18 protein-coding genes and 2 pseudogenes are annotated in these 25,838 nt (G+C 72.2%); 14 read left to right on the forward strand and 6 right to left on the reverse strand.

Going from position 1 to position 25,838, the window contains the following annotated elements; all coding sequences use genetic code 11:
• Window positions 1-138: 138 nt before the first annotated feature.
• Window positions 139-460, forward strand: a pseudogene (locus tag AB0P41_RS12035) (redoxin domain-containing protein); the annotation flags it as partial.
• Window positions 461-471: 11 nt separating this feature from the next.
• Here the strand turns inward: AB0P41_RS12035 and AB0P41_RS12040 are convergent.
• Entirely contained in the window at window positions 472-1,434 is a 963-nt protein-coding gene (locus AB0P41_RS12040) for a helix-turn-helix domain-containing protein (RefSeq protein ID WP_365931614.1), read from the reverse strand.
• 70 nt (window positions 1,435-1,504) lie between these two features.
• On the opposite strand from AB0P41_RS12040, the gene AB0P41_RS12045 reads away from it, so the two are divergent.
• Complete coding sequence (locus tag AB0P41_RS12045; RefSeq protein WP_365931616.1) at window positions 1,505-2,332, forward strand: alpha/beta hydrolase; 828 nt, start codon at window positions 1,505-1,507, stop codon at window positions 2,330-2,332.
• A gap of 5 nt (window positions 2,333-2,337) precedes the next feature.
• Here the strand turns inward: AB0P41_RS12045 and AB0P41_RS12050 are convergent, their stop codons facing one another.
• Window positions 2,338-2,634 (reverse strand): hypothetical protein, encoded by a 297-nt coding sequence (locus AB0P41_RS12050; RefSeq protein WP_356707199.1) that lies wholly within the window; start codon window positions 2,632-2,634, stop codon window positions 2,338-2,340.
• A gap of 7 nt (window positions 2,635-2,641) precedes the next feature.
• The gene (locus tag AB0P41_RS12055) at window positions 2,642-3,013 is read right to left on the reverse strand and encodes a VOC family protein (protein WP_356707198.1); all 372 of its coding nucleotides are present in this window, start codon (window positions 3,011-3,013) and stop codon (window positions 2,642-2,644) included.
• A gap of 251 nt (window positions 3,014-3,264) precedes the next feature.
• On the opposite strand from AB0P41_RS12055, the gene AB0P41_RS12060 reads away from it, so the two are divergent.
• Complete coding sequence (locus tag AB0P41_RS12060; RefSeq protein WP_356707197.1) at window positions 3,265-3,612, forward strand: VOC family protein; 348 nt, start codon at window positions 3,265-3,267, stop codon at window positions 3,610-3,612.
• Window positions 3,613-3,878: 266 nt separating this feature from the next.
• Here AB0P41_RS12060 and AB0P41_RS12065 read toward each other — a convergent pair whose 3' ends face one another.
• A complete protein-coding gene (locus AB0P41_RS12065) occupies window positions 3,879-4,658 on the reverse strand; it encodes a hypothetical protein (RefSeq protein ID WP_365931618.1) in 780 nt (259 codons plus the stop codon).
• 256 nt (window positions 4,659-4,914) lie between these two features.
• Between AB0P41_RS12065 and AB0P41_RS12070 the strand changes: the two are divergent.
• Window positions 4,915-5,001: pseudogene (locus AB0P41_RS12070) on the forward strand (IS5/IS1182 family transposase); the annotation flags it as partial.
• Between the two features lie 170 nt (window positions 5,002-5,171).
• Here the strand turns inward: AB0P41_RS12070 and AB0P41_RS12075 are convergent.
• Window positions 5,172-6,437, reverse strand: coding sequence for an MFS transporter (locus AB0P41_RS12075; RefSeq protein ID WP_356707195.1), 1,266 nt, complete (start codon window positions 6,435-6,437; stop codon window positions 5,172-5,174).
• A 132-nt stretch (window positions 6,438-6,569) separates the two neighbouring features.
• Here AB0P41_RS12075 and AB0P41_RS12080 point away from each other — a divergent pair, with 132 nt between their 5' ends.
• Window positions 6,570-7,505, forward strand: a complete 936-nt coding sequence (locus AB0P41_RS12080) for a LysR family transcriptional regulator (RefSeq protein ID WP_356707194.1) — start codon at window positions 6,570-6,572, stop codon at window positions 7,503-7,505.
• A 119-nt stretch (window positions 7,506-7,624) separates the two neighbouring features.
• The gene (gene map, locus AB0P41_RS12085) at window positions 7,625-8,407 is read left to right on the forward strand and encodes a type I methionyl aminopeptidase (protein WP_365931620.1); all 783 of its coding nucleotides are present in this window, start codon (window positions 7,625-7,627) and stop codon (window positions 8,405-8,407) included.
• Window positions 8,408-8,639: 232 nt separating this feature from the next.
• Here map and AB0P41_RS12090 read toward each other — a convergent pair whose 3' ends face one another.
• Window positions 8,640-9,110 (reverse strand): PPOX class F420-dependent oxidoreductase, encoded by a 471-nt coding sequence (locus AB0P41_RS12090; protein WP_356707192.1) that lies wholly within the window; start codon window positions 9,108-9,110, stop codon window positions 8,640-8,642.
• Window positions 9,111-9,470: 360 nt separating this feature from the next.
• Here AB0P41_RS12090 and AB0P41_RS12095 point away from each other — a divergent pair, with 360 nt between their 5' ends.
• From AB0P41_RS12095 to AB0P41_RS12130, 8 genes are all read left to right on the forward strand, one after another.
• Window positions 9,471-9,713, forward strand: a complete 243-nt coding sequence (locus AB0P41_RS12095) for a phosphopantetheine-binding protein (RefSeq protein ID WP_356707191.1) — start codon at window positions 9,471-9,473, stop codon at window positions 9,711-9,713.
• Complete coding sequence (locus AB0P41_RS12100; protein ID WP_365931622.1) at window positions 9,710-10,561, forward strand: siderophore-interacting protein; 852 nt, start codon at window positions 9,710-9,712, stop codon at window positions 10,559-10,561. Before AB0P41_RS12095 ends, AB0P41_RS12100 begins: the two co-directional genes overlap by 4 nt.
• A 101-nt stretch (window positions 10,562-10,662) precedes the next feature.
• A complete protein-coding gene (locus tag AB0P41_RS12105) occupies window positions 10,663-11,661 on the forward strand; it encodes an ABC transporter substrate-binding protein (RefSeq protein WP_365931624.1) in 999 nt (332 codons plus the stop codon).
• Window positions 11,658-12,683: an iron chelate uptake ABC transporter family permease subunit gene (locus AB0P41_RS12110; protein WP_365931626.1), complete on the forward strand. Its 1,026-nt coding sequence runs from the start codon at window positions 11,658-11,660 to the stop codon at window positions 12,681-12,683. The genes AB0P41_RS12105 and AB0P41_RS12110 overlap by 4 nt, the downstream gene beginning before the upstream one ends.
• A gap of 50 nt (window positions 12,684-12,733) precedes the next feature.
• Window positions 12,734-13,675, forward strand: a complete 942-nt coding sequence (locus AB0P41_RS12115; RefSeq protein WP_356707277.1) for an iron chelate uptake ABC transporter family permease subunit — start codon at window positions 12,734-12,736, stop codon at window positions 13,673-13,675.
• Window positions 13,672-14,457 carry an ABC transporter ATP-binding protein gene (locus AB0P41_RS12120; protein WP_356707187.1) on the forward strand — a complete coding sequence of 262 codons (786 nt, stop codon included), beginning with the start codon at window positions 13,672-13,674 and terminating at the stop codon, window positions 14,455-14,457. Before AB0P41_RS12115 ends, AB0P41_RS12120 begins: the two co-directional genes overlap by 4 nt.
• 1 nt (window position 14,458) lies before the next feature.
• Window positions 14,459-24,433 carry an amino acid adenylation domain-containing protein gene (locus tag AB0P41_RS12125; protein ID WP_365931628.1) on the forward strand — a complete coding sequence of 3,325 codons (9,975 nt, stop codon included), beginning with the start codon at window positions 14,459-14,461 and terminating at the stop codon, window positions 24,431-24,433.
• A complete protein-coding gene (locus tag AB0P41_RS12130) occupies window positions 24,430-25,830 on the forward strand; it encodes an MDR family MFS transporter (protein ID WP_365931629.1) in 1,401 nt (466 codons plus the stop codon). Before AB0P41_RS12125 ends, AB0P41_RS12130 begins: the two co-directional genes overlap by 4 nt.
• Window positions 25,831-25,838: the final 8 nt, after the last annotated feature.

Here is a 25,838-nt window from a genome sequence, read left to right on the forward strand (position 1 = left end):
CAGGTACAGGTACAGCCACTCCCAGGCGGAGCCCTGCCGGATCTCCAGCCCGGTGTAGATCTTGGTCTGCTGCCGCAGAGCGGCGTCGGCGTTCATCAGCCGCCGCATCGCGGAGACGGCCTTCTCCAGGGCAGGCCCGCCGTCTCCCCGCAGATTCCGGACGAATTCCAGTCGCTGGCCGAGAGGAAGGCCCTGGACTTCACCGTCCTCAGCGACGTCGGCTCCGATACCGCCAAGGCGTACGGCCTCGCCTTCGACGTGCCGGACGACCTCGCCGCCGTCTACGACAAGCTGGGTTTCGACCTCCACCGCGTCAACGGCGGCCACCGCGCACCTCCCGCTCCCCGCGACGTACGTCATCGACCCGACCGGCATCGTCCGCTGGGCGTTCTCCGACGCCGACTACACCAGGCGGGCCGAGCCGGCCCACATCACCGCCGCGCGCGGCGCCCTGCGCTGAGGCACCGTCCGTCAGGCAGCCGCCCGGGTTTGGCTGAAGGCGCGCCGGTAAGCGCCGGGTGTGGTGCCCAGATGCGTCCGGAAGCGGCGGCGCAGGTTGACTGCCGAGGTGAGTCCGACGCGGGGGGCGATGGCTTCGACCGGCAGGTCGGTTTGCTCCAGCAAGACGCGTGCTGCGTCGAGGCGTTGACGCAGCAGCCACTGCCCCGGGCTGACTCCGAGCTGCTCGGTGAAGCGCCGGGCGAGGGTCCGGGTGGACAGCCCGGCTCGTCCGGCGAGCCGGTTCAGGGTCAGCGGGGTGGCGAGGTGGGACGTGGCCCACTCCAGCAGTGGCGCCAGCGACTCGTCCACCCTCGACGGTGCAGGCTGTGCGGCGTACTGGAGTTGGCTGCCCTCCCGGTGCGGGGGCAGGACCATGTTCCGGGCGATCTGTGCGGCGTAGGCGGCGCCGTGGTCGGAACGCACCAGGTGAAGGCACAGGTCGATGCCCGCGCCGGTTCCAGCGCTGGTGGCCACGTCGCCGTGGTCCACGTAGAGCACGTCAGGGTCCACCTCGATCCGGGGAAAGGTGGCGGCAAGCCGGTCCGCGTGGCGCCAGTGAGTGCTGGCACGGCGGCCGTCGAGCAGGCCGGCGTGGGCCAGGACGAACGCCCCCGTGCAGATGGCGACGATCCTCGCCCCGCGCCGGTGGGCGGCCCTCAGCGCCGCGACGACGGCCGGTGGCACCGGTGCCCTGGGCGGCTGCCAGCCGGGGACGACCACGGTGTCCGCTTCCTCCAGTGCCGACAGCCCCGCGTCGACGAGCATCGGGTAACCGATGGTGGTCCGCAGCGGTCCAGGGCGCTCGGCACAGATCCCGAAGCTGTAGCGGGCCGGCACATCGGGCAGGACGGTGCCGAAGACCTCGGCGGCGCAGCCGAGCTCGAATGGCGACTGCGGCGGATTGAGCAGGGCCACCACCCGGTGAAGACTCATGGCAAGAATGTACCTCCAGATGTCTTTTCGGACTCTCGGCAGGAAGATCGACTCCGATCACAGTGGTCCCATGAGTGAAACCACCGAAACGACAGTGGTCAGGAAAGCGGTCCAGGTCGACGGCGAGACGGCCAGTTACCTGACCGCCGGGCGACAGGGCGGCCGGCCCGTGCTGCTGCTGCACGGAACGTACTGGAGCCGGGTCTGGCTCCCGGTACTGGATCACCTCGCCGACGCCGGGCTGTGGCCGATCGCGGTCGATCTCCCCGGACTGGGGCGCTCAGGAGGCGAGCTCACCCCGGAGACGGCCACAGTCCCGGCCCTTGCGGACTGGGTGACGCGCTTCGCCTCCGCGCTGGAGCTCCCCGGACCGATCGCCGTGGCGGGACATGACATCGGCGGCGCCCTCGCCCAGCACCTCCTCGCCCACGACCGCTTCGGGGTGTCCCGGCTCGCCTTGGTCAACTCGGTCCTCTACGACTCCTGGCCGGCGCCCCATGTGGCCAGTTTCCGGGACGCGGACACGGCCGAGGGCGTGCTCGACAACCGCCGGCAGGCGGTGGCGAGAGTGCTGGCAGGTGTCGCCACCGAACTGTTGACCGCGGATTACGTGGACCCGTGGACCGATGCGCGGGTTCGCCGCTCCTGGATGGCCCTGGCGAGTGCGGCCGACAACCGCTACACCCTTGCCCTCGTCCCCGCGCTGCGGCGCTCCACCACACCCAAGTTGCTCATCTGGGGGGAGGACGACCTCCACGAGACGGTGGAGTTCGCCGAGCGGTTCGCCTCGGAGATCCCGAACACCACGCTCATCCGTATTCCCCATGCGGATCACATCCCCACGGAGAACGCGCCCGGCCGGATCGGTCGCGCGCTCGGTGTTTTTTTCGCGGCGTAGAGACATTACGGCCCACCCGGCTTTGAGGCCGACGGGCCGGCTACTGCACCGGCGAACCCGGCGAGGGCGAGGAAGTGCAGACCGTATTGGCGGTGCTTGCCGGAGTAGTACTCGCAGCCGGCTTTCCCGGTACGGCACCGGGTATGGACGAGGGAGCCGTCCACCAGGACGACCTCCCCACCCTGACGGGCCATCTTCTTCAACGCGCGGTCCATTCGCGGGGCCTGCGCAGCGAGCAGGGCGGTCACCTCGTCGCGCCAGCGACGGAACGTGGACTCGGAGACGTTGTTGCCGCCGGCCATGTCAGTGTCACTGGGCCGGGGGGATCGGCTGGGTCAAGTTCACCGGGTTGCCGTCAGGGTCCTGAATGTGGGCGACGCGCTGTCCCCACGGCATGTCGTCGGGGCCGCTGCGGACCGAGCCGCCCAGAGCCTCCACGCGGCCGAGCGTCTCGTCAACGTCGTGGACACCGATGCTGAGCAACATCCGCGGTGCTCCGCCGACCCCCAGGTCCGACTTGGCCACCAGCCCGAGGTCGGTGTCGCCGATGCGCAAGCCGCAGTAGAAGGCCGCCCCTTCCTCCGGTACCCGGAAGATCTCCTCGGCGCCGAACAACTCCGTGTAGAAACCGAGCAGGACGTCCTGGTCGGCAGTCAGGATCACTGGCTGAATGGTGGACATGGCACTCCTATCCAGAACGGTTGTGTCGCTGGGTAGACCGTTCGCGGACGGTGAACTCATCGGCAAAGCCGCCCCGCCAGGCGATCTGCACCCCACGCAGGTGTTTCGTGCGTTGCGCCCACCCCGCCGTCACCCCGTCGGTGGGCACTCCGGAAACGCTCAGTACGTGTTCGGCAACGTGCGATGAGTTCTGTTGACTCAAGCAGTCTGGAGAAGAGACACGAAACTGTGGTTCGAAAAAGGTGACGTTCATGGACATTGCCCGCGTAATGATGGTTGCGCCCGTGGGAAACGTGGACACTGCGGTGTTCTGGTACGAACAGTTGCTGGGGCGCCCGGCGGACACCCGGCCGATGCCATCGCTGGCGGACTGGCATCTCTCCGCAGGAGGCTGGCTTTCGGTCTTCGAGGACGCCGAGCGTTCTGGTTCGGCGCTCCTCAATCTGGAGGTGCCTGATCTGGACGAGGCTCTTGCACAGCTCGAGGAACGCGGTTTGGCTGCGGGGCCGGTGCAGACCGGCGGAACGCGCACCCGGTTCGCCGCCCTGGAAGACCCGGACGGCAACCGGGTCACCCTGCTGGAGAACCCCGCGGTCTGACCCCTCAAATGGCGCAGGGAGGGGGCCGCGCCGGCGGTCAGGACTTCTTGGACCAGTCGGTTCGGGGGCCTGTCCGGGCGGCCGGCGGGTCATGAGGGTGGATGAGTGCCCAGGTCAGGTGTGCTTCGGAGTGCGAGCAGTACCGCCGCACCGCACCACCCGAGCCCATGCAACCCCGGACTCACGGACCTCGGGCCGTACGACCAGAGATCTCGGACAGGCACTCCGAAGAAGAGCCGGACCCGTTGCCCCGCTCGGGTCCGCGATCAGTTGTGCTCCTCGTCGATGGTGACGGCGACCCCGTCCTCGATCTGGACGGCGACAGCGACGCTGCCCTTCCTGGCTGCGGCTTCGAGGTCTTCCTCGGTGCAGGGCGTGACGGTCTCCGCGTCACCGCAGATCCAGCCGGCTCCGTTGATGACGGTGCTGGTGGCGGTGAAGAACGCACGCTCGTCACCGTCGCGGCTGAGGGAGTACTTGCCCGGGGCCATGTACCCGAGCGTGCCGGAGAAGAGCCCCGACCTCTCGCCCTCGCCCATACCGTCGCCGGTACCGCTGTCGGTGTGGTCCTCGATGATGCTGACAGCCACTCCGTCCTTGACGTCGACCGTCGCTCCGAACCCCTTCTTGGCCGCGGCTTCGAGTTCCTCCTCGCTGCACGGCGTGGCGGCCTGGCCGTCCGCGTCACCGCAAATCTTGCCCGCGCCCTCGATGTCGGTGTCCTCGGAGGTGAAGAACGCCTGCTCCGCGTTGTTCGCGTCCGTGACGGTGTATTTGCCGGGGGCGAGGTAGGAGACCCTGCCGACCCACTTCCCCGACACCTTGCCGCTCTTCGAGCCCTTCTCGCCCGACGCGGACTCGCTGCCGACACCGGTGCCGCTCCCGCCGTCGTCGGACTGCCCCTCGGCGGCCGAGTCCGAGACCATGGCCCCGGTCGACTTGCCGCCGCCCCCCGTGTCCTCTCCCTGACAGGCGGTCAGCAGCATCGTTGTGGCCACGAGGGCCGCGGCGGCGAGGACGGACTTGCGGCGGTGCGTGCGAAGCATGGTGGGGCTCCCCCTGCTGATGGTGATGCGGCCGGGCCGGACTGGTCATTCCGGCTGGTCTCTGCCTTGTCGATCACCATCCTGAACGGTGCGGCGGCCCCCTGGTAAGCGCGGTTACGGTGTCATGACACTCCTGTCGTGATCACGGGACGCGGCTTCTACGTCCCCGAGCCTGCCTGCGCCGTGTCCGGCAGGCCAAGCGGTTCCCGTACGACATGACGCCGGTGCCGCGTGGTGCGCGCGACCCCGACTTCGTCTGCTGGATGGCAGGCTCGCCGACTGCGACCGGGGTGGTGACGGACGGGCCGACTACTCCCACAAGCACCCCCGGCCCGGCGTGAACCGGCTTCTTCCGCAGGCCAGCGGGACACCATGGTTCGGGTGAACGGTGTGCGGGCGGACGCCACGCCGATCGTGCGCCCGTCGCCCGCCACGGGGTACGCGCGGCCATGAGGGCGGGACCCGCACGCAGGGACGCCGCAGGTGCCCGTGGCCACACAGCCGGGATACCGACTACGGGCTCTGCCGCACCGGCACGGACGCCTCGGGCTCGCGCCCCCGGCGGGGGAGCAGCAGAGGGGTCGCCAGCACGAACACACCGGCCAGGCCGATGGCCGTACGAGGGCCGAGCAGGCTGCCCAGTACGCCCCAGAGAGCCGTCAGCAGCGCTGTGGAAACCTTGGTCGTCACCGCCCAGGCGGACAGGGTGCGGGTGACCCGGTCGGTGGCGGTGCGCTCCAGGCGGCAGGTCGCGTGGACGGGGTTGAAGACGGCGCAGCAGAAGATGAGTCCGAGCTCGACTCCCGTCACCAGCAGCAGCCCGCCGGTCCCGGGCCCCAGGAAGGCCAGGCCGACGGGCCAGACCGCGCGCAGGGTCCCGGCCACGACGAGGACTCGATGCTGTCCGAACCGGTCGGCCAGCGGTCGGGCCAGCCGTGAACCGAGCAGTCCGCCGACCGCGGGGGCGGCGAAGGCGAGGCCGTACTGCCACGGTGCGAACCCGAGCCGGCCGAGCATGAGAACCGCGAGCAGTGGCTGGGTGGCCATCACCAGACCGTTGAAGAGGGCGCTGTTGAAGAACAGGGCGCGCAGCGTCGTGTCGGCGAGGATGTACCGCCAGCCGTCGAGCAGATCCCCGGGTCGCATGCGGGCCCCCTCCCGCCGCCCGGGCAACGGCTCGTGCCCGCCCGTCGCGCGGATGCCCAGCGCCGAGAGCAGGTAGCTGACCGCGTCGGCCACCAGCGTGGCCACAGGACCGAGCAGCCCGGTCAGCGCTCCGCCCAGCGGCGGTCCGACGATCGTGGTCGTCCAGTTCGTGGACTCGAACCGGGCGTTGGCGACGAGCAGGTCCTCGGGCGGCAGCAGCGTCTTCAGGTACGCGCCGGAGGCGGCGCGGAAGGTGATGTCGGCCGCCGACACGACCACCGTGACCAGCAGGAGCTGGACGAACGTGAGCGCGCCCAGCGCGAACGCGCCGGGGACCGTCAGCAGCGCCGCGAACCGCACCAGGTCCATCGCGATCAGCACAGGCCGCTTGCGGCGGAACTCCACCCACGGGCCGAGCGGCACCGCGACGGCCGCGCCCACCGCCGCACCCACGGAGGAGAGCGCCGCGACCTCGGCCGGTCCGGCGTGCAGCACCTGGACGGCGATCAGCGGGAACGCGCCGAAGGCGAGCCAGGTGCCGAGCGCACTGCTCGCGTACGCTCCCCAGAGCCACCCGAACCGCCGGCCCAGCCGGTGGCCGGGGCGTCGCCCCCGCCGCTGCCCGCTCCTCATACCCGGCCCCTCGCCCCGCACCCGTACAACCGATCCGCGATCGATGTCAGCAAAGCGAGCGCCGTGCCCGGGGGTCAAACAACCGCATGGCCGCAGGACACAACCAGCAGTTGTGACCGTAGGGTGGCAGGCATGGACCTCGACGCCGTCCGGACCTTCGTCGCCGCCGCTGACGCGGGGCAGTTCCAGGAGGCCGCCACCGAGCTGGCGGTCACCCAGCAGGCCGTCTCCAAGCGGATCGCCGCGCTGGAGCGAACCCTCGGTGTGCGGCTGTTCACCCGCACCCCGCGCGGCGCCGGGCTCACCATCGACGGGCAGGCGTTCCTGCCCCATGCCCGCGAGCTGCTGCGCGTCGCCGAGCGCGCGGTCGCCTCCGTGCACACCGGCAGCCGTCCACTGCGCGTCGACGTGATCAACTCGCGCGGTGCGGTATCGGGCCTGATGCGAGGCTTCCACCGGGCGCACCCCGAGGTTGATCTCGACGTGGTGATGCTGTTCGAGATCGAGACGGCCGTCGCCGCCGTCCGGTCCGGTGCGATCGACGCGACCTTCCGCGCCGTGGCCGCGCCCGGGCGGCCCCTCCCGGCGGACATCGAGTCGGTCCGGGTGCTCGACGAGCCGCTCGAGCTTCTCACCGGTCCCGCCCACGCGCTGGCGGACGCCCGGTCGGTGACCGTCGCCCAGCTCGTCGGGCACCGCATCTGGATGCCGGGCCTCGTGCCCGGCACGGAGTGGACCGCGTACTACGACGACCTCGTCGCCGAGTTCGGGCTCACCATCGAGGCGACCGGCCCCAACTTCGGCTCCGACGCCCTCCTGGACACCGTCGCCGACACACCGGCCCTGGCCACTTTCATGGGCGGACGGACGCGCCTCGTCTGGCCCGCCGGCCACGGCCTGCGCCGCATCCCGGTGACCGGACCGACGCCCGTCTACCCGCACGCCCTCCTCTGGCACCGCGACAACCCCCACCCGGGGCTGGCCGCCCTCCGCACCCACCTCGCCGCCGGCGCCACCGGCCACGGCGCGACCGGGACCTGGGCGCCGGACTGGGTGCTTCCCCGCTGAACGCCGCCGTGCGGTGAGGCCGTGGAACCCGGCCGCCGATGGCCGCCCTTCGCGACCACGATTCTAATACCGGTATAGTTTGACCGGTATAGTTGTTGGTTCCGTGAGGAAAGTGGCACATGATCGAGATCCTGAACACCACCATGCTGGCCCGCGCGAAAGACACGGGCGCCCTGGTCGCGCACATCCTGCAGACACTGAAGGGCCGCAGTGCGGTCGGCACGAATCTCCTGGACATCGACCGGTGGGCCAAGGCCATGATCGCCGAGGCGGGAGCGCAGTCCTGCTACGTCGACTACGCGCCGTCCTTCGGACGTGGCCCGTTCGGCCACTACATCTGCACGGCCGTCAACGACGCCGTGCTCCACGGACGGCCCCACGACTACACGCTCGCCGACGGCGATCTGCTCACCCTCGACCTTGCCGTATCCCAGCGCGGAGTCGCCGCGGACGCCGCCATCAGCTTCGTGGTGGGCAAGCTGCAGCCCGCGGAGAGCCTCGCACTGATCGGCGCAACCGAGCGCGCGCTGGCTGCGGGAATCGCCGCTGCCGGACCCGGAGCCCGTATCGGCGACCTCTCCCACGCCATCGGCACAGTCCTCGGCGAGGCCGGATACGAGATCAACACCGAATTCGGGGGGCACGGCATCGGGTCGACGATGCACCAGGACCCGCACGTCGCGAACACCGGGCGGCCCGGCCGTGGGTACAAGCTGCGGCCCGGGCTGCTGCTGGCACTGGAACCCTGGGTCATGGCGGACACCGCCCGACTCGTCACCGATGCCGACGGGTGGACGCTCCGGAGCGCGACGGGCTGCCGGACGGCACACACCGAGCACACGATCGCCATCACCGAGGACGGGGCCGAGATCCTCACGCTGCCGAAGCCGTCGGGGTCGTAAGGCCGCAACCGCGGCGCTGTCGCACCGGACTCCGGGAGCCGGCCGCGGGCGGGGACGCTGTGCGTGACGTGACCGGCGCAGGCACGCCCCCTCGTCGAATCCCTCCAGGTCCCGACCCCGTCGCTCACTCCCGGGGGTTCACCGGCGCGCCCCCCGTAGGCCGCCGCCGTACGGCAGCGGCCGTGACCCGGCCCGCGCCACGGCCGCTGCCGTACGACTCGTCCCGTGTGTGTCAGGCGTACGGAGGCCGTTCCAGGGGCTGTTCCGGGACCGGGCCGCCGGGCCGGAACCGTTCGACCCCGACGATGTGCCGCACCTTGAGCGGGCGGACGATCACGGCGACCCGCTGTTCCTTCGGCATGAGCCACTCGAACCGCTCACTGCCCAGGTACTTCTGTGCCAGCCGGTCCATCCGCGTGTGCGCCTCCTCGCCCTCGACGAAACGGGCCACCTCACCGCTGATCTGTACGCGGTCGAAGGGATCGGCGGCGTCCGCGTGGGAGAGGTAGACGCGCGGGTCGCGGCGCAGGTTCTCCTCCTTCACCCGGCCCACCGAGGTGTTGAACGTCAGCTCGCCCTCGCCCTCCAGGTCCACCCACATCGGACTGACCTGCGGCGCACCGTCGGCGGACACGGTGCCGACGTACCAGATGTGGGGAGCCTGCAGCCGGGCACGGACGGCTTCGTCGAAGATCGCAGTCATCCTTCGAGGCTACCAATCATGATCGACAAGAGGGTTCCGGGGGAAAACGGCTTCGACGGGGCCGCCGGCCACGCGACTCGCACCGGCTGCCGGCCGCTCAGGACCGATGGCTGTGACCGCGCCGGTCTCTGATGCCAGGTCATGCGGCACGGAGCCTCAGGGTGGGAGGGCCGCGTCACACTGATCGGCACTGTGTATTCTGCCCGAGGAACGCTAAGTTAGGTTAGCCTCGCCTAGGTTCGGGCGGGGCGACCGTCCCGGCCGGGCGCGCGTGTTTGCCGTCCCCGGGAGGGGGCGTCGTGACCACCATCGCCGGCGCCGGACCCCGCGGCCGGTGTCCATCCCCTCAGGAGTCATCCCATGAACCAGCACACCTTGACGCCCGAGCGCGTTCGCGCCGACGTCGCGGAACTGATCGGCTGCGACCCCGCCGAGATCGAGCTCGACGACAACCTGAACGACCTGGGGCTCGACTCGGTGCGGACCATGGTCCTGATCGAGCGCTGGCGCGGAGCGGGTGCGGATGCGCTGGAGTACCCCGACCTGGCCGAGCAGCCCGAACTGGGGCACTGGACGGAGCTCCTGACGGGTGGCGCCGCATGAGCCTGGCCGACCACCGGAGCCGTCACCTGGACCGGATCGCCGAAGTCCGTGCGGGTCTCCATGCCGAGAAGGTGGGTTACCCGATCGGTGTCCGGGAGACCGAGGTCGTACGGACCGCCATGGTCGGGGCCGGCCTGCTGCGGGTGACCCTCGGCGGGCAGGGCACCGAGGGGTTCGAGGCCCACGCGCCGGACGAGCACGTGAAGATGCTCTTCCCGGATGAGGACGGAACCCTGCGACTGCCGGAGCGGAACGGGACGATGCTGCGCTGGGCGGGGTCGGCGCTCCGCTCGCGTCAGTACACGGTGCGGCGTTACGACCCGGTCTCCGGCGAGATCGACATCGACATCGCGCTCCACGAGGGTGGCCTCGCCTCCGACTGGGCGCGTGAGGCCCGGCCCGGCGCCGTCATGCATCTCGCGGGCCCGCCCGGCGGGCTGATCGTCCCGAACTCCTACGACCGTTACCTGCTCGCGGGCGACATCACGGCCCTGCCGGCGATCGCGCGCCGGCTGGAGGAGCTGCCCGGGAGTGCGAGGGGCTGGGCCTTCGTCGAAGTCCACGACGCCGCACAGGAGATCGAGCTCTCCTCGCCCGATGGTGTCGAGGTGACCTGGCTGCACCGCGACGGCGGGCCGGCGGAAGCCGACGAGGCGTTCGTGCGGGCGGTGACCTCGGTGACCGTACCCGAGGGTGAGCGGGTGTACGTGTGGGTCGCGGGCGAGGCCGGGCAGATCAAACCCCTGCGCCGCTGGGTCCGCGACGAGTTGGGTCTGGACAGGGCCGACCACGACATCACCGGTTACTGGAAGCGCGGGGTCGCGGACTTCGACGAGGACGACCACTGACCGACGGGCAGGTCAGGAGGCGGATCTGATGCCGCTCCCGGGTGTCTTGATGAGAATTTTTGAACTAAGGTAAGCCTTACCTAATTTTCGAGGAGCATCGCATGTCCATACGCAGAACCTCCGGCCTCGTCGGCGCCGTGTCGCTGGCCCTGATCCTGGCCGGGTGCGGGTCCGACGGCGAGGGCGGGTCGGACGCGTCGGGGGAGGCCAGGACCCGGGTGTTCGCCGCGGACAACGGGAAGATCACCATCCCGGCGGACCCGAAGCGTGTGGTGGCCACCGGTTACGCCGTGCCCGCCCTGATCGAGGCCGACGCGCCGCTCGTCGGGATCTCGTCGTGGAAGCGCGGCGAGCCGATGATGAGCAAGGAGGACCTCGCCGAGTACAAGAAGCTCACCAAGGTGGCGGGTGAGCAGGCGGCCGAGACCAACTACGAGGCCATCGCCGAGGCCGAGCCCGACCTGATCGTCATCGGTGTGCCCGCCCCCGTGCTCGGCGACATCGACGTCAAGCGGCTGGAGACCATCGCTCCCGTCGTGGCCATCGGCCCGACCCTGCCGTCCGCCTGGCGTGACCTGTCCCGCAAGCAGGCCGACGCGGCCGGCGCCCTGGAGAAGTTCGACGCCGGACAGAAGGCGTACGAGGCCAAGGCCGCAGAGCTGGCGACGAAGTACAAGGACGTGCTGCCCCAGCTCAAGCTGGGCCACGTCGGAGCGTACGGCGAGGTGGCCAAGGGCAACTTCCACCGGGAGTTCGGCGGTTCATGGGGGACGAACGTCGCCCAGGACATCGGCGCGACGTACTACGGCAAGGTCAAGAAGCCCGGCAAGGGATCGAGCGCGGTCAGCGAGTACCCCTCCCTCGAGGAGCTTCCGGCGTCGCTCGCCGAGGCCGACGCCATCACGTACTCCGTCAACGCCGACGGCACCGTCTCCGAAGCGGTCCAGTACGTCCTCGACTCCAAGCTGTGGAAGAACCTGCCCGCCGTCAAGGCCGGCAAGACCTTCCCGCTCCGCTACACCGAGGCCGCGACGTACGGGTCGGCCATGAACACCCTGGACGCGATCGACACGTCGTTCGCTCCGCTGCTGAAGTCGTGACCGCCGCGGGTCGCGCGTCGGGACCGGCGGTGAGGACGAGGGCCGCCCTGCCGCAGACCGGCCTGCTCGTCGGGGGACTGGTGCTGCTGGCGGTGGTCGCCGTACTCAGCATGGGCATCGGAGCCCGCCCGGTCCCGCCGGCCGAGGTCGTCCGCGCGCTGCTGGACTACCAGGGCACCGACGACCACGTGATCGTGCGTGACGTCCGGGCCCCCCGCGCGCTGCTCGCCGTCGCGGTGGGCGCCGCCCTCGCGGTGTCGGGCGCGCTGATCCAGACGCTGGCCCGCAATCCGCTGGCCGAGCCCGGCATCCTCGGGGTCACCGCGGGTGCCGGGTTCGCCATCACCGTCGGCTCGGCGCTCGGGCTGGCCGCCGGGCAGGCGGGCCAGCTCGGCTTCGCCGTCACCGGATCCGTGCTCGCCGCGCTGCTGGTGGCCGCCGTGGGGCGCCGCTCCCCGCTCCGTCTGGTACTCACCGGAGTCGCCCTGACGGCCGTGCTGAGCGGTGTCGCGCTCGGCCTGCGGCTGATGCTCCCCGACGTCTTCGACCTGTACAGGTTCTGGTCGGTCGGATCGCTGGCGGCCCGCGAACAGGCCCCGCTGGCACTCCCCTCGACCGCGATCGTGGTGTGTCTGTGCGGTGCGCTGCTGCTGAGCAGGGCGCTCAACGCGCTGGCGCTGGGCGAGAACGTGGCACACACCCTGGGCGCGGGCGTCGGGCGGCTGCGGGCCACCGCGCTGGTCCTGATCACCGTGCTCTGCGCGGCGGCGACCGCGGTGGCAGGACCGATCCTGTTCGTCGGACTGATCGTGCCGCACCTGGTACGCAAGCCGGCCGCCGGCTCGGTGCCCTGGCTGATCCTCTACTCGATGGTGGTGGGCCCCGTCCTGCTGCTGGTCGCCGACATCGGCTCCCGGCTGCTGCTCCCGACCGGCGAGGTGCCGGTGGGCATCGTGACCGCGTTCCTCGGCGGCCCCATGCTGATCTGGGCCGTCCGGCGCTACGGGGCGGGGTCGCTGTGAAGACACTCGGACTGAGAATCGAACGGCGTACGACCGTACTTGTGCTGGTCATGGCCGCCCTGATGCTGGGCCTCGGGCTGCTCGGGCTCTGCTACGGCGCCTCCTGGGCCTCCCCGGCCAAGGTGTTCGCCGTGCTGACCGGCGCGGAGCACTCCGTGGTGATCTCGGACTGGCGGCTCCCACGGGTGCTGGCCGGGCTCGTCTTCGGCGCCGCACTCGGTGTGGCCGGAGCGCTCTTCCAGAACCTCACCCGCAACCCGATGGGCAGCCCGGACGTCATCGGCCTCGACGCCGGGGCCTACACCGGCGCCCTCGTCGCCATCACCGTGCTCTCGGGCACGTCCGTGCAACTGGCCTCGGGATCCGTGCTCGGCGGACTGCTCGTCGCTGCGGCGATCTACCTGCTGGCCTACCAACGCGGTTTCTCCGGACTCCGGTTGGTGGTGATCGGCATCGCGGTCAACGCGATGGTGACCGCGGTCAACTCGTGGATCGTGCTGCGTGCCGAGCTGGAGGTGGCGATCGCCGCCGTCGGCTGGAGCGCGGGCTCGCTCAACGGCGTCGGATGGGGCGACGTACAGATCCCGTTCGCGGTGATCGCCGTACTGCTGATCCTGATGACCACGCGGGCGCACGCCATGCACCAGGCATCCCTCGGCGACGCGGTCGCGGCGACCACCGGGGTCGGACTCAACCGGCTGCGGCTGCTGATGGTGCTGGTCGGCGTCGGCTGCACGGCCACGGTGACCGCGGTGGCCGGACCCATCGCGTTCATCGCCCTGGCCGCCCCGCAGATCGGCCGCAGGCTCGCCGGTGCGGCCGGTGTGCCACTGCTCCCGGCCGCGCTGACCGGGGCGGTTCTGCTCCAAGGCGCCGATCTGCTCGCCCAGATGCTGCTGGCGCCCGTCGCGCTGCCCGTGGGAGTGGTGAGCACCGCGATCGGCGGTTGCTATCTGATCTGGCTGCTGACCAAGGAGGTGAGGCGCGCGTGACCGCACGCCTGACCGCGCGGGACATCACCCTGCGCTACGGAGACCGGGTCGTGTCCACACGGCTGAGCCTCGACGTCCCGGACGGCGCGTTCACCGCCGTCGTGGGCCCCAACGCCTGTGGCAAATCGACCCTGCTGCGCGCCCTGGTGCGGCTGCTGCGCCCGGAGGCCGGGCACGTGGAACTCGACGGCCGCGAGGTCGGCGGGTACGCGCCCAAGGCACTGGCCAAACAACTCGGCTTCCTGCCGCAGGACCCGCTCGCCCCCGACGACATCAAGGTCCGGCAGCTCGTCAGCCGGGGACGGTTCCCGCACCAGTCGCTGCTGGCCCTGTGGTCGCCGGACGACGAGGAGGCCGTCACCGGGGCGATGGCCGCCGCCGGGGTCGAGGACCTCGCCGGCCGGCCGGTGCAGGAACTGTCCGGGGGGCAGCGGCAGCGGGTGTGGATCGCCATGGTGCTGGCCCAGCGGACGCCGTACCTGCTGCTCGACGAACCGACGTCGTTCCTCGACATCACCCACCAGTACCAGCTGCTCGGCCTGCTGGCCCGGCTGCGCGACGAGGGCCGCACCGTCATCGCCGTCCTGCACGACATCAACCAGGCGTGCCGCTTCGCCGACCACCTGGTCGCGATGAGGGACGGCAGGGTCGTCGCCGAGGGCGTCCCCGGAGACATCGTGGACGCCGCCCTCATGAAGGACGTATTCGACCTGCCGAGTGTCATCGTCCCCGACCCCGTGACCGGCACACCGATGGTCGTCCCCACACTTCAAGGAGAGTAAGTTGAGCACCGCAAGCGTCTCCTCCGGCGGCCTCCTCCCCCTGACCCGCGCTCAGTTGGGCATCTGGAACGCGCAGCGTCTGGAGCCGGACTCGCCGTACTACGTGGTCGGTGACGTCGTGGAGATATCCGGCGGCGAGCCGGTCGACGTCCAGGCGCTGGCAGAGGCGGTCCGGGCGACCACCGAAGAGGCCGAGACGCTGCGGCTCCGGGTGTACGACACCCCCCAGGGGCCCCGCCAGGCGGTCAGCGAGGAGCCGGTCGATCCCCCCGAGGTGATCGACGTCAGGGGAGCGGCCGATCCCGTGGCCGCCGCCCAGGCGCTGGTCGACGCCGAGCGGGCGCGGACGGCGGAGCAGTGCCGGGGGATGGTGGACCGGCCGCTGTACTCACGTACCGTCATCCGGCTCTCCGACCGGGAGGTCTGGTACACCCAGCTCGGCCACCACCTGGTCTTCGACGGCTACACCGCCGCGATGCTCGCCCGCCGCACCGGCGCCCGCTACACCGCCCTGGTGCGGGGGAGTGAGCCGGCCAGGTGCACCTTCGGCAGCTTCGCCGCGCTCGTCGCCGCCGACCAGGCCTACCGGGAGAGCGACCGGTTCGCCGAGGACCGGGCGTACTGGGTCGAGCGGTTCACCCCGCTGCCCGAACTCGGCTCCCTCGACGGCCCCGACGCCGCCGTCGGCGCACCCGGCCGTACCCTCACCGCCCGTACCGTCCTCACCTCCGAGGAGACGGCCCGGCTGCGGGCGTTCGCCGATGCCGAGGGCGTCACCTGGGGCGAGGCGCTGATCGCCGGGTACGCCGCCTTCCTGCACCGCATGCTGGCGCGCACGGACGTCGTGTTCGCGCTGCCGCTGATGTGCCGGGCCGGCTCCGTCGAACTGCGTACGCCCGCCATGGCCGTCAACGTGCTGCCGCTGCGGGTCACCGTGCGCGGCGGCGACGGACTCGGCGACCTGAGCCGGCGGGTGGCCTCCGCGATGCGCGAGATGCGCGACCACCAGCGGTACCGGGGCGAGGACCTTCCGCAGGACCTCGGAGTGCCCGGCGCCGGCGCCCTGCTGCACGGACGCGGGATCAACCTCAAGGCGTTCGACCTGGCGATCGACTTCGCCGGGGCCGGCGGTGTGATGCGCAACGTCGCGGGAGGCCCGCCGGAGGATATGGGCCTCAGCGTCCTGCCGACCCGGGACGGCGGGCTGCTGCTCGGCTTCGAGGTCGACGCACGGACCAACGACCAGGCAGCCGTGGACAGTCTGCTGGCCGGTCTGCGCACCCTGCTGACCGGGCTCGTCGACCGCAGGCCCGTCGGGCGGATCGCCATGACCGGCGACCTGGACGGGCTGATGGAGGCCTGGTGCCCGCCCCCGCTGCCCGGCACCCCCCTCGACGTACCCACCGCGTTCGACGCGATGGCCGCCGCCGGCCCAGGGCTCACAGCCCTGGTCTGCGGTGAGGAGCGGCTGTCCGCGGCGGACCTCGCGGACCGGGTGCACCGGCTGGCCCGCGCGCTGCGGGCCCGCGGGATCGGGGCCGACGACGTCGTGGCGCTCGCGCTGCCACGCTCCGCCGACTCGGTCGTCGCGCTGCTGGCCGTGCTGGACGCCGGCGCCGCGTTCCTGCCTCTGGACGCCGCGTACCCGCCCGAACGACTGCGGGATCTGATCGACGACACCCGCCCCGCACTCGTGGTGACCTCCGGCGCGACCGAGGGGCTTGCATGGGACACGCTGCTCACCGAGGCCGCCGGCCTGTCGGGCGCGCCCCTGGCGGCCGGCGAACTGGCCGCGCCCCGCCACCCCGAGCACCTCGCCTACGTGATCCACACCTCCGGGTCCACCGGACGTCCCAAGGGCGTGCTCGGCCGCGTCGGCGGTCTGGCCGCGCTGCTGCACCACCAGCGGTCCACCGTCGTCGCGGAGGCCGAGCGGGCCGCGGGCAGGCGGCTGCGCGTCGCCCACACCTACTCGTTCGCCTTCGACTCCGCGTTCGACCACCTGGTGTGGCTGCTGTGCGGCCACGAACTGCACGTCTACGACGCCGAGACGATCCGCGACGCCGACGCCCTGCTCGCCGCGTACACCCGCGACGGCATCGACATCGTCGACACCACGCCGTCGATGGCCGCGCCGCTGATCGAGGGCGGTCTGCTGGAGCTGCGGCCGACGCTGCTCGTCCTCGGCGGGGAAGCCACCCCGCCCGCGCTCTGGCGGAGGATCGCCGGATCGGGGACGAACGCGCGCAACATCTACGGCCCGACCGAGGCCACCGTCGACAGCACCACCGCCAGGATCGACGACGGGGAGCCGACGATCGGCCACCCGCTCGCCGGCACCCGGACCTATGTGCTGGACAGTGCGCTGCAACCCGTCCCCTACGGCACGACGGGCGAGCTGTACCTGGCAGGACCGCACCTGGCCCGCGGCTATCTCGGCCGGCCGGGAGCCACCGCCGACCGCTTCGTCGCCGATCCGTACGGCGCGCCGGGGGAGCGGATGTACCGCACCGGCGACCTGGCCCGATGGGTGCCCGGCCGGGGGCTCGCCTACGGGGGCAGGGGCGACGGACAGGTCAAGATCCGCGGACACCGGGTGGAGACCGGTGAGGTCGAAGCGGCCCTCGCGGCGGTGCCCGGGGTCACGGCTGCCGCCGCCAGGGTGCTCTCGTCCCGGCTGGTCGGTTACGTGGTCTCGGCCTCGGTCACCGGGGACGAGGTGCGTGCGCACCTCGCCGGGCGGCTGCCCGACCACATGGTGCCCGCGGCCGTGGTGGTCCTCGCCGGACTGCCCGTTACGCCCAACGGCAAACTCGACCGCGCCGCCCTGCCCGCGCCCGCAGCCGCAGGAGGCGGACGGGAACCGGGCACCGAGCAGGAGCGCCTGCTCTGCGCCGTGCTCGCCGACGCGCTCGACGTCGAACGGGTCGGTGTGGACGACGACTTCTTCGCCCTCGGTGGCGACAGCATCACCGCGATCACCGTCAGCAGCAGGCTGCGGGCCGTGGGCCTCGGGCTGCGTCCGCGCGACCTGCTGGCGCGCCGCAGCTTCGCCGCCCTGGCCGCCTCCGCCGAGCTGCTGCAGGACGTCCCCGAGCCGGTGGACGACCCGGCCGGAGCCGTGCCCGCGCCGCCGATCGTACGGGGCCTGCTCGACCCGCATCCCGATGTGGACGTCGTCGCCGGTTACGCCCAGTGGACCGCCCTGAGCGTCGACGAGCTGGACCGCGTCGCCCTGGTCACCGGCGTACAGACCGTGCTCGACCACCACGACGCCCTGCGGCTCCGGGTGGCCGACGGCCTGGAGGTGCTGCCCCGGGGCACCGTACGGGCCGTCGTGGACGAGGTGCGCGGCGAGGACACGGCCGCCCTGGCCCGGCGGCTGGCGGGCGAACTCGACCCCAGGACGGGCGATCTCCTGCGCGCGGCCCTGCTCCGCACCGGCGACGACAACGCGGACCGCCTCGTCGTCGTCGTGCACCACCTCGCCATGGACGGCGTCTCCTGGCGCGTCCTCCTGCCCGACCTGCACACGGCGTGCACGGGCGGCGCCCTCGACCCGGTCGGTGCGTCATGGCGGCGGCACTCCCTGCTCCTCGCCGAACAGGGCGCGGCCGGCGCGCGACGGGGCGAACTCGACCACTGGCGACAGGCGCTCGCGACCGCGTCCCGGCTGGGCGCCCGGCCGCTGGACCCGGCGCGCGACACGGTGTCGACCGCCCACCGCTCGGTCACCGTGGCCTCACCCGAGGCCACCGAGGCACTGCTGACGACGCTGCCCGCGGCCTACCGTGCCGGAGTGGACGAGGTGCTGCTGGCGGCCCTCGTGCTCGCCCTGCGACGCTGGGGCCTGTCCGGCGACGACATCACGGTCTCCATGGAGGGCCACGGCCGCGAACACCTCGACCTCTCCCGCACGGTCGGCTGGTTCACCAGCGAGTACCCGGTGCGCGTGCCCGCCTCCGACGACGCCGGCCGTGCCCTGCGCGCCGCCAAGGAGGCCAGGCGCCACGTCCCCGACGCCGGCATCGGATACGGCGTCCTGCGCCACCTCGACCCGGTGGCCGGGCCCGAGCTCTCGGCCACCCCGCCCCCGGACGTCCTGCTGAACTATCTCGGCCGGTTCGCCCCGCTGTCCGCGGCCGGATGGCGTCTGCCGGAACACGACGCCTTCTCCGTGATCGAGCCCGGCGCCAAGGCCCTGGAACAGGTCCTGGCCCTCAACTGCTTCGTCCACGAGGGAGACGCGCCCCGGCTCGCCGTCGAGTGGACCGCGGCGACCGAAGTGCTCGGCACCGACGCCGTGGCGGCCCTGCAGACGGCCTGGGCCGCGGCCCTGGACACACTGACCGAGCACGCGCTCCACACCCGGGGCGGTCTCACCCCGTCCGACCTCCCCCTGGTCCACCTCGACCAGGCGGCCATCGACGCCCTCGAACGCACCGGCCGCATCGCCGACGTACTGCCCGCCACACCGCTCCAGGTCGGGCTGTCCTTCCACACCCTGGTCCGCGACGAGGACGACACCGACGTCTACGTCGTCCAGGCCGTGACCACCCTGGCCGGCGACCTGATCCCGGACCGGATGGCCGAGGCCGCGCGCGAACTGCTGCGCCGGCACCCCGCACTGCGCGTGTACCTGGGCACGGCCGGCGACGACGTGGTGCAGGTTATCCCCGCCGACGTCACCCTGGACTGGCGGCAGGACGACCGCTTCCCCGAGGCCGCGCGCGCCGATCTGGAGCGCCCGTTCGACCCGGGCAGGCCGCCGCTGATCCGCTTCCTGCTGTCCCGTGTCGGACCCGCCGAGCACAAGCTGGTGATCACCAACCACCACTCCCTGCTCGACGGCTGGTCGATGCCGCTCGTCGGCCGGAGCCTCCTCGCCATCTACGCCGAGCTCGGCGGCGGGCCCGCCGCTCCCGCCGGCCAGCCGCTGTCGGAGTACTTCCGGTGGCTGGCGGGCCGGGACCGGGACGCGTCGCTCGCCGCATGGCGGGACGCCCTGGCCGGCGTCGACGACGCGACCAGGCTGGCACCCGCGCGCACCGGGACCGCCATCGAGCGGCCGGGCCGCGAGACCGTCGGGCTGGGCCGCGAGTTCAGCGACCGGCTGCGCGCGTTCGCCCGCGACGAGGGCGTGACCCTGACCACCGTCCTCCAGACCGCGTGGGGACTGCTGCTGGGCAGGCTCACCGGACGGCTCGACGTCGTGTTCGGCTGCCCGGTCTCCGGACGGCCGGCCGAGGTCGACGGAATCGAGTCGATGATCGGCCAGCTCGGCACCACGATCCCCGTACGCGTCCGGCACAGCCGGGACATGACGGCACGTCAGCTCATGGCTCAGGTGCACACCGAGAGCGTCGCCCTGGCCGAGCACCACCACATCGGTCTGCCCGAGATCCAGCGGGCCACCGGCATCGGCGAACTGTTCGACACGATGCTCGTGATGGAGAACTTCCCGCTGTCCAGCCGGAAGCGCACCCCCCTCGCCCCCGGCCTCGACCTCGCCGGGGTGGACATCACCGACGCCACGCACTACGCGCTGACCGTCATCGTGATCCCCGACGACGAGATCAGCATCGGCCTCGGTTACCAGCCACGCGCCTTCGAGGCGTCGGCCGTACGCGACTACGGCCGCTGGCTGCGCAACCTCCTGCGGGAGATCGTCGACGACCCGGCGCGGCCCGCGATCCGGCTGCCCGCGCTCGACACCGACGAGCGGGCGCGGATGCTCCGCACCGGAACCGAGGTCACCGCCGCCAGGGCCCGCGGCCACTGGCTGGACGAGTTCGCCGCCTGGGTGGACCGCAAGCCGGACGCCGAGGCACTGGTCTGCCGCGACCGCAGCCTCAGCTACGCGGAACTGGACGCGCGGGCCAACAGGCTCGCCCACGCGCTGATCGCGAGCGGCGTACGGCCCCAGGACCCGGTGGCGGTCCTGCTCGGACGCGACATCGAGATGACCGTGGCGCTGTTCGGCGTGGCCAAGGCCGGCGCCGTGTACGTACCGATGGACGCGAGCTACCCGCGCGAGCGGCTGGCCTACATGTTCGACGACATCACACCGGCCGCCGTCGTGACGACCGGCGCCGAACTGCCCGTCGCCCGCGAGATCCCGGTGCTGCGGCTCGACGACCCGGCCACGCTCGCGACGGCGCCGGAGACCGACCCGGCCGGGGCACGCGCCGCGCTCACCGACGACGCGCTCGCCTACGTCATCTACACCTCCGGCACCACCGGGCGCCCCAAGGGCGTAGGTGTGACCCACCGGGGTGTGCCCGACCTGATCGCGCTCCAGGAGGAGGTCGTCGGCGTCACCGAGCACGACCGGTACCTGCACTTCGCGTCGACCAGCTTCGACGTCGCGTTCTGGCAGACCATGGTGCCCCTGCTCTCGGGCGGCACGTCCGTGATCGCGCCCGAGGAGGTGCGCGTCCCCGGCGACGAACTCCTCGACTACATCGTGGAGCACCGGGTCACGGGGGTGAACCTCCTCCCGTCGTTCCTCGCCGCGATGCCCGACGACCGCACCGTCGATCCCGACGTGTTCTTCGTCGTCGGCGCCGAACGCCTCGACCCCGAGCTCGCGCGGCGCTGGGGCGAGGGCCGCAGGGCCCTCTTCAACGCCTACGGGCCGACCGAGGTCACGATCAACTCCACGACGTGGCGGTACGACCCGCAGGACACCGGGCCGCTGCCGATCGGGCGCCCGGACCCCGACGTCCGCGCCTACGTCCTCGACGGCGGGCTCCAGCCGGTCGGCGTCGGCGTGACGGGCGAGCTGTACCTCGGCGGGCCGAGCCTGGCGCGCGGCTACCTCGGCCGTCCCGGCCTGACCGCCGCGACGTTCGTGGCCTCCCCGTTCGGCCCGCCCGGGGAGCGGATCTACCGCACGGGCGACCTGGTGCGGTGGCGGCCGGACGGCCAGCTGGTCTTCCTCGGTCGCGCCGACCACCAGGTCAAGATCCGCGGCTTCCGCGTCGAACTGGGCGAGATCGAGACCACCCTCACCGGTCATCCCGATGTCCGCGCCTGTGCTGTGATCGTGCGGGAGGGCAGGCTCGTCGGCTACGTCATCCCCACCGACGACGCCGACCTCGACACCGCGCGGCTGCGCGAGTACCTGGCCGGGGAGCTGCCCGACCACATGGTGCCCACGGCGCTCGTGCCGATCAGCCGGCTGCCGCTGAGCCCCAGCGGCAAGCTCGACACCTCGGCGCTGCCGGCCCCCGAGATCACGTCCGCCGCCAGGCGTGAACCCGCCACCGAGGCCGAGGCACTGCTCCTCGCCGTGTTCCGGGACGTCCTGGACACCGACGAGGTCGGCCTCGACGACGACTTTTTCGCCGTCGGCGGAGACAGCATCGTCGCCCTGCAAGTGGTCTCCCGCGCCCGGCGCCAAGGGCTCGGACTCGCCGCGCGCGACGTGTTCGAGGGGGAGACCGTCGCCGGCATCGCGGCGCGGGCCCGCGACCTCGACGCCGGCGACGCACCCGCGGTCGGCGACGCCCCGCTGACCCCGGTCATGCGTGACCTCCTGCGCCGTGCGGGGGCCGCCGCGGACGGCTTCTGCCAGTGGGTGGAGATCTGCGTCCCGCCCGGCGGCGACGAGACGGCCTGGCAGGGCGTGCTGGACACGATCCTGGCCCGGCACGACGTGCTGCGCGCCCGCCTGGCCGGGGACGTGCTGCGCATCCCGCCCGTCGGCACGGTCACCGGAGCCGACGTGCTGACCCGAGTGACGGCGGGGGACGACCTGCGCGCCGCCTCCGACTCAGGGACCGAGGCGGCACGGGGCGCGATGGACCCGCGCACCGGTCCGCTGCTGCGCGCGGTGTGGGTGGACGCCGGGCCGGCCAGGCCCGGCCGGCTCGTCCTGATCGCCCACCACCTGGTCGTCGACGGTGTGTCCTGGCGCGTCCTGCTGGACGACGTGGAACACGCCTACTCCGGTGGAACCCCGGCACGGCACGGCGAGTCCTTCCTCGGCTGGGCGCGTGCACTGCACGACGCCGACCGGCGCGCCGAACTGCCGCACTGGCGGCGGATGAGCGCCACCCAGGCACTCACCGGACCGCTCGTCCCCGCCCGGGACACCGTGGCCACGGCGACGCACCACGAGATCCGGCTCGACGCCGAAGCGACGCGCGCCCTGGTCACGACCCTGCCCGCCGCCTACCGCACCACCCCGGACGCCGTGCTGCTGACGGCGCTCGCCCGGGCCGTACGGGACTGGCGCGGGACGGGCAGGCTCCTGGTCGCGCTGGAGAGCCACGGCCGCCCCCGTGAGGCCGACCTGTCCCAGACCGTCGGCTGGTTCACCGCCGTCCACCCCGTGCTGCTCGACGCGGACGACGACATCAAGGCCGTCAGGGAGCGGCTGCGCGCACAGGGCGACGGCCTCGGCCACGGCATTCTCACCGCGGCGGGCCTGCTGGACCCCGTGGAACCGGAGGTCGCCTGGACCTACCTCGGCCGGTACCCCGGCGCCCCGGCGGACGAGACGCCGTGGCAGGCACCCCCGGACGCCGATCCGCTCGGCTCGGGCGGCTCCGACGCCATGCCCCTTCCGCACAGCCTGATGGTCAACGCCCTCGTACGCGACGACGCTCTGGGCGTACGGATCACCTGGCCGGCCGCGCTGTTCACCGCCGCCGAGATCGAGGACCTGGGAGAACACCTGCGGAGCGCGCTCCTGAGCACCGCGGCCGCGCCGGAGATCAAGGCGCTCGGCCCCGGTCGTACGGTCGCCGGCATACAGCCGCTCACCCCTCTGCAGGAGGTGATGCTGCGGCACTCGCGCACCGAGCGCCCCGACCCGTACACCGTGCAGTCGGCGTTCTCCCTCGCCGGCCCGCTCGACACCGATGCCCTGCGCGCCGCGGGTGACGAACTGCTGGCCCGCCACCCGAACCTCGGCGCCGTGTTCCCCGCCGCCCTGGCGGTGATCCCTCTGTCCCCCAGGCCGGACTTCCGGGTGACCGACGAGCCGGCCGAGGAGGTACTGGCCTCGGACCTCGCCGAGCCCTTCGACCTCACGGCGGGCCCGCTGGTGCGCCTGACCGTGATCAGGCGCGGCCCCGACCGCTCCGACCTGGTCCTGACCACCCACCACGTCCTCTCCGACGGCTGGTCGGCACCCCGCATCCTCATGGAGCTGTTCGCCCTCTACACGACGCGCGTCCGAGGCGTGGCCCCGGAGCTGCCCGCTCCCGTACCGTTCGCCGACTACCTGAGCTGGTGCGCCGACCACGAGCCCGACCTCGCGGCCTGGGAGGCCGAGCTGGACGGCCTGCCCGAGGGCGACCACCTGGGCGGCGGCGTGCCTGGCCCGGCATGGCAGGCACCCGAGGTCATCGACTTCGACGCCGCCCTGGTGGCGGATCTCAGCCGCCTCGCCGCAGGGCGCGGTCTGACACGCAACACGCTGGTCCAGGGCGCGTGGTCGGTCCTGCTCGCCAGGCGCTCCGGCCGGACGGACGTCTGCTTCGGGGCCATGGTCGCCTGCCGTCCCCCGGAGCTGGACGGTGTCGAGGAGATCATCGGGCTGCTGGCCAACACCGTCCCCGTACGGGCACGGCTCGCCGGAACACTCGCCGATACGCTGTCCGATCTCCAGAACCGGCAGCGGGCCCTGGTGGAGCACCAGCACGTCGCCCTCTCCGACCTGGAACGGCTGACCGGACGGAACCGGCTGTTCGACAGCATGGTGGTGTTCGAGAACTACCCCGTCGACCCGGAACGCCTCCGCGAGCCCGCCCCGGGGCTCACGGTCGTCGGGACCCGCTTCCGCGAGGCCACTCACCACCCGGCGACCCTGACGGTCATGCCGGACGGCGACGGCTGGACCGGCGTGCTCGCCCACCGGTCGGGGGTGGACGTCGACGGGCTGGCGGAGGAGCTGCTCGACCTGCTCCGCAACCTGGAGAAGCACCTCGACGCCGATGTGCTCGATCTCCTGGAGGACCGATGAGCAAGGACGTCGCGCCTCCGGCCGAGCGGGTGGACCGGCAGCTGCTGCGGGTCGCGTTCATCCTCGTGCTGGGCACCTTCATGGCCACGCTGGACGCCACGATCGTCAGTGTCGGAATCGACGCCCTGACCGAGGAGTTCGGCGCGTCGGTGGCGGAGATCCAGTGGGTCAGCACGGCCTACCTCCTGGCGGTGGTGGCCGCCGTGCCCGCCTCCGGATGGCTGGCCGGCCGGTTCGGGGGCAAGCGGACCTGGCTCGCCGCCGTGGGCGTCTTCCTGCTCGGCTCGCTCCTGTGCGCGCTGGCCTGGTCGGCGACCAGCCTGATTGTCTTCCGGGTGATCCAGGGTTTGGGCGGCGGGCTGCTGCCCGCGACCGGGCAGGCGCTGCTGGCCCGCGTCGCGGGACCGAACCGCACCGGCCGGGTGATCAGCGTCGTCGCGGTCGTCCCGCTGCTCTCCCCGGTCTTCGGCCCCCTCGCCGGCGGTTCCATCCTCAGTGTGGCGCCCTGGCCGTGGCTGTTCCTGGTCAACCTGCCGATCGGTGTGGTCGCCGCCCTGCTCGCCCGCCGTCACGTGCCCACGGTGCCCCCGTCGCCACAGCGGACGCCGTTCGACCTCCGGGGCGCCGCGCTGCTCTCGCCCGGCCTGGCCGTGCTGGTGTACGGGCTCACCGAGGTGGCCAACGGCCACACCCTCCCGGCCACGGTCGGAGTGACCGCCGGGCTCGCGATGCTGGCCGGCTTCACCGTGCACGGGCTGCGCACCCGCGCCACACCGCTGGTCGACCCCCGGCTCTTCGCCCGGCCGCCCTTCGGCGCGGCCGCCCTCGCGCTGGTGGTGCTGGGCGCTTCGGTCTTCGGCACGATGTTCCTGCTGCCGCTCTACTTCCAGACCGGCCGCGGCCTCTCGGCATGGGAGGCCGGGCTGCTCCTGGCCCCCCAGGGACTGGGCGCGGCCGCAGGTTCGGTCCTGGTCAACCGCACCATCGACAAGGTCGCGCCGCGGACCCTGGTGGTGACCGGCATCGTACTGATCCTCGTGGGCACCGTTCCGTTCACCCAGCTCGGCCACGGCATCCCGGACGCCGTGATCGCCACCGCGCTCGCCGTACGCGGACTCGGGATGGCGATGGTCGGAGCGCCGGTCATGAACATCGTCTACAGCCGGATCGAGCCGGAGCAGCTGCCCCGGGCGTCCGGCGCGCTCAACCTGCTGAACACCGTGGGAGGTTCGGTGGGCACCGCCGCTCTCGCCGTGGTCCTGCAGAGCCGGCTCTCCGCCCGTGGCCCGGACATCTCCTCGGCGTTCGCCGACACCTTCTGGTGGGTGCTCGGCTTCTGCCTGCTCGCCGCGGCAGGGGCCACGAGGCTGCCGCGTACGCAGGCCGGCAAGCCATGACCCCTTCC

This window comes from Streptomyces sp. NPDC079167, from assembly GCF_040686735.1.
Lineage (GTDB): Bacteria > Actinomycetota > Actinomycetes > Streptomycetales > Streptomycetaceae > Streptomyces.